The organism is Mesorhizobium sp. M7A.F.Ca.AU.001.01.1.1, from assembly GCF_004022735.1.
Lineage (GTDB): Bacteria > Pseudomonadota > Alphaproteobacteria > Rhizobiales > Rhizobiaceae > Mesorhizobium > Mesorhizobium ciceri.
Map to the genome: position 1 here is coordinate 1 of NZ_RZPF01001271.1, position 771 is coordinate 771.

The window sequence follows — 771 nt, forward strand, 5'->3', positions numbered from 1 at the left end:
CCCTGGCGATGCCGTAGACGCTGGTGGCATCCGGCCGGTTCGGCGTCAAGTTGATCTCGATGACCGGATCGTCGATGTGCGCATAGGCGGCGAAGCTGGTGCCGACCGGCGCATCCTCAGGCAGGTCGATGATGCCATTGTGTTCGTCGGACAGCTCCAGCTCGCGCTCGGAACACATCATGCCGTGGCTTTCGACGCCCCTGATCTTGCCGACCGTCAGCGTTACGTCGATGCCGGGCACATAGGTGCCGGGCGCGGCAAAGGCGCCGATCAGGCCCGCGCGAGCGTTTGGCGCGCCGCAAACGACCTGCACCGGAGGCTTGCCGTCGCCGGTGTCGACGGTCAGCACGCGCAGCCGGTCGGCATCGGGATGCTGAACCGCCGTCAGCACCCTGGCGATGACGAATGGTTTCAGGCTCGACTTGTCGTCGACATGCTCGACTTCGAGACCGATCGAAGTCAGCCGCTCGACGATCTCGTCGAGCGTGGCGTCGGTCTCGAGGTGGTCCTTGAGCCAGGAGAGGGTGAATTTCATGGGACTGTTCCGTCTGGTCTTTTGACGCTTGATTTCAGATGTCTCGGCAGGTCGTCGGACATATGCAGGAAGGCAAGCTGCTCGCCGATATAGGCATGCAGCGTCGGCTGGAAATCGGCCGGCATGTCCATGGCGCCGAGCATGAAGTAGATGTCTTCTTCCAGCCGCTCGTCGACATAGGCGATGGGTGAGCCGCAGGTGCCGCAGAAAGAGCGCGTCACCGGGCCGTTCTCATA

Annotated in this window: 2 protein-coding genes; both read right to left on the reverse strand. The window is 62.9% G+C overall.

The genetic code is table 11. The features are described 5' to 3' along the window. Positions 1-535 (reverse strand): YtpR family tRNA-binding protein (ytpR, locus tag EN884_RS37585; RefSeq protein ID WP_348633007.1); only part of this gene is annotated, 535 nt, incomplete at its 3' end. Continuing rightward, positions 532-771, reverse strand: a 240-nt coding sequence (locus EN884_RS37590) for a GFA family protein (protein WP_206617781.1), incomplete at its 5' end; no start/stop codon positions are given. The genes EN884_RS37590 and ytpR, both read right to left, overlap by 4 nt.